The organism is Vibrio sp. V10_P2A27P122 (genome assembly GCF_963874335.1).
GTDB lineage: Bacteria > Pseudomonadota > Gammaproteobacteria > Enterobacterales > Vibrionaceae > Vibrio > Vibrio anguillarum.
This window is the reverse complement of record NZ_CAWNHY010000105.1, coordinates 1-5,574: the sequence shown is the minus strand read 5'-3', so window position 1 is coordinate 5,574 and position 5,574 is coordinate 1. Positions and strand designations below refer to the sequence as shown.

The window sequence follows — 5,574 nt, the reverse complement described above, 5'->3', positions numbered from 1 at the left end:
CTATCAATTTTTTACTAGATTAGTTGAATCATTAAACTATTTTTTAGTTGAATGGGCAGCATCGAGAGTGAGGGCGCGCTATGAATAACAAAGTTGGAATCGTTCACAGCCTGAAAGATGGTCAGAAATATATGGATGTTTGGCCTGTGCGCAAAGAGCTAGGCCTCATTTTTCCTGAGCAACGGATCATTAAAGCCACGCGTTTTGGCGTGAAGGCTATGCCAGCTATCGCCGCAATCAGTGTACTGACACAGATGGTTTTTGAAAATACACAGGCGATGCCCCAAGCAGTGGTAGTGGCACTTTTTGCCATAAGCTTACCGCTACAAGGTATGTGGTGGCTGGGAAACCGCGCCAATACCCAACTTCCACCTTCGCTTGCTGGGTGGTACCGAGAGCTGTACCAGAAGATTGTCGATACTGGTTTTGCTTTAGAGCCAATCAAAGCGAAGCCGAGATACAAAGAGCTGGCTGCTATCCTCAACCGAGCATTCCGTCAGTTAGATGACGCCGCGTTAGAACGCTGGTTCTAGCCACCCAGGTAGCATGTGAATAAAAGGCAAAGAGGACTTCCGCAGTGAACTCCTCTTTGTTATTCAACTTTCGCCTTATTCTTATCTCTCTTTTTGTTACTTTACTGTTAAACCTCACTTCCCTTTAGCCTGAGTTACTGGTAATAATGTTGTCAGCGACGCTCAGTGCGCGTACATAAAAATATTAAAAACACAACATCCAACATGTATACCCAAACAATATGAAGTTGTAAGCAATCTGCAATGGGATGAATCCTAATGTGGCACAGGTTAACTGTGTTTAACGGGATGAGCGCATTTGCTAGCACTGCTACCGCTTTAAGTAGGAAGGGTATAATGCTTAAATCAAGGAGTTAAGATGAAAGCAGGCAAAGCCATTGTTACCGCCGTTTTTGCAGGAGCAGTATTACTCTCTTCCACAAGCATCATGGCCAAAACAGCGAAAGTCGCCGTATCGCAAATTGTTGAGCACCCAGCTTTAGACGCAACCAGACAAGGTTTACTTGATGGTTTAAAAGCAAAAGGTTATGAACAAGGCAAAAATCTAGATTTTGATTTTAAAACCGCGCAAGGCAACCCAGCCATTGCTGTTCAAATTGCGCGCCAATTTGTCGGGGAAAATCCTGATGTGTTAGTCGGCATCGCAACCCCCACGGCGCAAGCGCTCGTCTCTGCAACCAAAACTATTCCTGTCGTGTTCACGGCGGTGACCGATCCTGTCGGTGCTAAATTGGTGAAAAAACTTGAGCAACCGGGTAAAAACGTGACCGGGCTTTCTGATCTATCGCCAGTTGAACAGCACGTTGAGCTGATCAAAGAGATCATGCCAAACGTGAAATCTATCGGTGTAGTGTATAACCCCGGTGAGGCTAATGCAGTGAGCTTGATGGAACTGCTTAAATCGAGCACTCAAAAACATGGCATTAAACTTATTGAAGCGACAGCCTTAAAAAGCGCAGACGTACAAACTGCGACACAGGCGATTGCCTCAAAATCAGACATTATCTATGCCTTGATTGATAATACCGTCGCCAGTGCGATTGAAGGGATGATTGTTTCGGCAAACCAAGCTAAGACCCCAGTATTTGGCGCAGCAACCTCTTATGTTGAACGCGGAGCGATTGCTAGCCTTGGCTTTGATTATTACCAAATTGGCGTACAAACCGCGGACTATGTTGTCGCTATCTTGGAAGGCCAAGCACCGGGTAAACTGGATGTTAAAGTGGCCAAAGGGTCTGATTTAATGATCAACAAAACCGCAGCGGAAAAACTGGGCGTAACGATTCCTCAGTCAGTACTTGATCGTGCTACGAGCGTAAAATAAAGACCATTCAGAGCTAGAGCGAAGGCTTTAGCTCTGTTTAAGCAGAGAAAGGAGTTGTTATGTCTGCTTTTGCTTTTTTTGGCGCTCTAGAGATAGGGCTGCTGTACGGATTAGTGGCATTGGGTGTTTACCTCACTTTCCGTGTCCTTGATTTCCCCGATTTAAGCGTTGACGGCAGCTTCCCGATGGGCGCTGCGGTGGCCGCAACGGCGATTGTGGCAGGTATTAACCCTTGGGTTGCTACAGGAATGGCAATACTTGCGGGTGCCTTTACCGGTTGGGTGACTGCATTTCTTGCGGTTCGCTGCGGTATTTTGCATCTATTGGCGTCGATTCTCACCATGATTGCCGCCTTCTCCATCAATATTCGTATTATGGGACGCCCCAATATTGCTCTGCTTGGGGAGGAGACCATTCTTACGCCCTTTGAAGCCATGGGTGACTCGGTTTACATTCGCCCGCTGGTTGTGGGTGTATTGGTCTTGATGTCGGCCTGGTTTGTGGTGCGATTATTAAACAGTGACTTTGGACTTGGACTGCGTGCTACGGGCGTTAATGCCCGCATGGTGAGAGCACAAGGCGGAAGCACCTCGTTTTATACCTATTTTGCTCTTGCGTTATCGAATGGTTTTGTCGGTTTTGCTGGGGCACTGTTTGCGCAAACCAACAGTTTTGCTGATGTAACTTCGGGCGTAGGGACGATTGTCGTTGGCCTTGCTGCTGTGATCTTGGGGCAGACGTTGATCCCTGGTCGCCGGATCTGGGTTGCAGTGCTGGCGGTCATCGTCGGTTCAGTGCTGTACCGTTTAGCGGTCGCCTTTGCTTTGAGCTCGGGCATGTTCGGTTTGCAGGCGTCTGATCTCAACTTAGTTACTGCTGTGCTGGTGGCCATTGCACTGATTGCGCCAAAAATGAAAAGGAACTTCAAAGCAAAAAAGGGTAATTCTCCTGCTCAGAAGTCGGTTGTTACTAAGCAGGATAAAGCGTCAGGAGAAACATTATGATTCGTTTAGAAGATATTCAAGTCACGTTTAACCCTGGCACAATTTTAGAAAATAGAGCGTTAAGAGGTGTTCACCTCGAAGTACCTGAACATCAATTTTTAACTGTGATTGGCTCAAATGGTGCAGGGAAATCGACCTTATTAGGCGCTGTAACGGGCGAAACGCCCATGATGGCAGGCAAAGTACTCATCGATGAAGTCGATGTCACGCGCCAGAGCGTGGATCAGCGTGCACGTTTATGCGCTCGCGTGTTCCAAGACCCACTTGCCGGTACATGTGGCGATTTAACCATTGAAGAGAATATGGCTTTAGCCTACATGCGCGGCAAGCGCCGAGGGTGGGGGCTGTCACTTTCTTCATCACGTCGCAAGTTGTTTCAAGAGCGAATCGCTATCCTTGGTTTGGGATTAGAAGATCGTTTAGGCGATAACATCGGCCTACTGTCTGGTGGGCAGCGTCAAGCGGTTAGCTTAGTGATGGCAACCTTATCTGACAGTAAATTGTTACTGCTTGATGAGCACACTGCGGCTCTGGACCCTAGAATGGCGGCCTTTATCATTGATTTGACCAAAACAATCGTCAAAGAATTTAACTTGACGGTGATGATGGTAACGCACTCGATGAAAGATGCCTTAGCGTGTGGTGATCGCACTGTAATGCTTCACCAAGGTGAAATTGTTCTTGATGTGTCTGGTGAGCAGCGTGCCAATATGAAAGTGCCTGATCTACTGGAAATGTTTTCGAAAGTTCGAGGCGAAGAGCTGGCAGATGATAGCCTTCTACTCAGTTAATGGTTTTATTTCGTTATCACAGAGGGTTAGTTAACACAGTGGTTGACTAAGCAGCAACAGGCTTTCTCGGCGTGATGTTGAGAAAGCCTGAAGAAAACGCATTACAAGGTGTTTTGTAACCGATCACGGTAACGCTGAATGTGCTCCACGATAGGTTCCGATTTAGTGAAGGTCCTGATTTCGCGAAATAGCTCGTTAGCTTGAGGATATTCTTGACGCAAGTAGGTAAACCATTGCTTGACTCGGTTGGGATAGTAAAAGCCTTTATCGCCTCTAATTTCAAATTGCGAATAGCGCAGGAGCAGATCAACCACTTCATGCCAAGGCATCACTTTATGGTTATGTTTCACCACATTGCCTAAATTGGGAACGTTGAATGCGCCTCGACAAACCATCAATGACTCTACGCCCGTTGCTTTAATACAGGCTTGACCATCGTCATAGTTCCAAATTTCGCCATTAGCGATCAGAGGCAGAGACGTCTTCTGGCGTATCTGATTAATGTAATCCCACTTAATTTCACTGGCGCGATAACCGCCCGCTTTTGTTCGGGCATGAACTGTGAGCTCGTTTGCTCCAGCTTGTTCAATCGCATCGACAATTTCAAAGCAGTCGTTAGGGTCTTCCCAACCTAAGCGGATTTTAGCCGAAACAGGGATCGCTTTCGGTACCGCATCTCGGCATGATTTTACCACTTGATAAATCAATTCCGGATGTTGTAACAGCGCCGCACCGCCTTTGTGTTTGTTGACCGTTTTCGCTGGGCAACCAAAATTCAAGTCAATGCCGTGCGCGCCTAATTCAGCAACTCGTGCGGCATTTTCTGCCATCCAATGTGGCTCTTGGCCGAGCAGTTGAACGTGCACGGGAACACCTGCTTGTGTTTTTGAGCCTGTTTTCAGTTCAGGACAAAGGCGATAAAAAACGTGGTCAGGCAATAATTGGTCAACGACACGCACAAATTCAGTCACGCACAGATCGTAATCATTCATCTGGGTGAGCAGTTCACGCATCAAGTGGTCTAGCACACCCTCCATTGGGCCCAAAATTACACGCATCATCATTTCGCCTTAAAAATTCGAGGCGAGATTGTAGTGGTTACCGAATCAAAAGTCACTAAATGCAAGAGTTGGTATATAATCCTTGGTCAACCATTTTAACTGTACAGATTTTCATGACCTACTCATTGCTCTCTCTTCCTCAATCAGCTCCTCAATCCGCTCATTTTTTTGAAGGGGCTATTTTGGCATCCAATTTCGCCACTAAGCCGTTAGAACCCACAACTTGGTTAGAACCTTTAGTGGGGGAGCAAGTCAAAGCACTTGAACCAGCGGTGATGGCGCAAATTAATCTGCAATATAACTTGCTCAAACGTAGCGAATATTCGGCGTTAGCCTTGCTAGATAATGCGACTCAGTGGGCTGATTTTGCTGAAGGGTTTATGAGCATCTGGCCAGTCGTTGAACCGCAATGGTTAGAGACTCAAATTGGTGATGGCAGCCTGCGCATGCTGCAAGCTTTGTTGACCACCTTCATGTTAGCCATCGATGAAACACAAACACAGCAGCAGATGAGCGAAGCGGGTTTTGCAACACCACCCAGTTTGAGTGATTTTGCTGAGCAGTTGGATGTCATGATCACTGAAGTGGCGTTAATGGCTGATGAATTAATGCTCGGCATGAAAACGCAGCGGGTTAACCCATTTAAAGGGATTGGACGCAATGATCCTTGTCCGTGCGCTAGTGGCAAAAAATTCAAACAGTGCTGTGGCCAGTAAAGTACGCCGCCTGAGGTTTAATCTCAACAAAACGCTGACAAACCCAAGCAAATAAGCCCTTATAAACGAGTTATTCTGATAAATAAGTTGTTCTGATAAGCGAATGCTTCTTAAGAGAAGAGGGCCTTATCAATAAACGTTATAG

At 46.6% G+C, this 5,574-nt stretch carries 6 protein-coding genes; 5 read left to right on the top strand and 1 reads right to left on the bottom strand.

The genetic code is table 11. The features are described from left to right. Window positions 1-80: 80 nt before the first annotated feature. The 4 genes from yfbV (at window position 81) to AACQ17_RS05500 (ending at window position 3,652) form a co-directional block, all read left to right on the top strand. A complete protein-coding gene (gene yfbV, locus AACQ17_RS05515) occupies window positions 81-533 on the top strand; it encodes a terminus macrodomain insulation protein YfbV (RefSeq protein WP_013856500.1) in 453 nt (150 codons plus the stop codon). 358 nt (window positions 534-891) lie between these two features. Then, window positions 892-1,857, top strand: coding sequence for an ABC transporter substrate-binding protein (locus tag AACQ17_RS05510; protein ID WP_013856501.1), 966 nt, complete (start codon window positions 892-894; stop codon window positions 1,855-1,857). Between the two features lie 59 nt (window positions 1,858-1,916). Further along, the gene (locus tag AACQ17_RS05505) at window positions 1,917-2,861 is read left to right on the top strand and encodes an ABC transporter permease (protein ID WP_094147323.1); all 945 of its coding nucleotides are present in this window, start codon (window positions 1,917-1,919) and stop codon (window positions 2,859-2,861) included. Beyond that, window positions 2,858-3,652 carry an ABC transporter ATP-binding protein gene (locus tag AACQ17_RS05500; protein ID WP_010319725.1) on the top strand — a complete coding sequence of 265 codons (795 nt, stop codon included), beginning with the start codon at window positions 2,858-2,860 and terminating at the stop codon, window positions 3,650-3,652. The genes AACQ17_RS05505 and AACQ17_RS05500 overlap by 4 nt, the downstream gene beginning before the upstream one ends. Window positions 3,653-3,753: 101 nt before the next feature. Here the strand turns inward: AACQ17_RS05500 and dusC are convergent, their stop codons facing one another. After that, window positions 3,754-4,710 (bottom strand): tRNA dihydrouridine(16) synthase DusC, encoded by a 957-nt coding sequence (dusC, locus tag AACQ17_RS05495; protein ID WP_088718024.1) that lies wholly within the window; start codon window positions 4,708-4,710, stop codon window positions 3,754-3,756. 62 nt (window positions 4,711-4,772) lie between these two features. Between dusC and AACQ17_RS05490 the strand changes: the two genes are divergently transcribed. After that, window positions 4,773-5,429, top strand: a complete 657-nt coding sequence (locus tag AACQ17_RS05490) for a YecA family protein (protein ID WP_094147322.1) — start codon at window positions 4,773-4,775, stop codon at window positions 5,427-5,429. The last annotated feature ends 145 nt before the right edge of the window (window positions 5,430-5,574 follow it).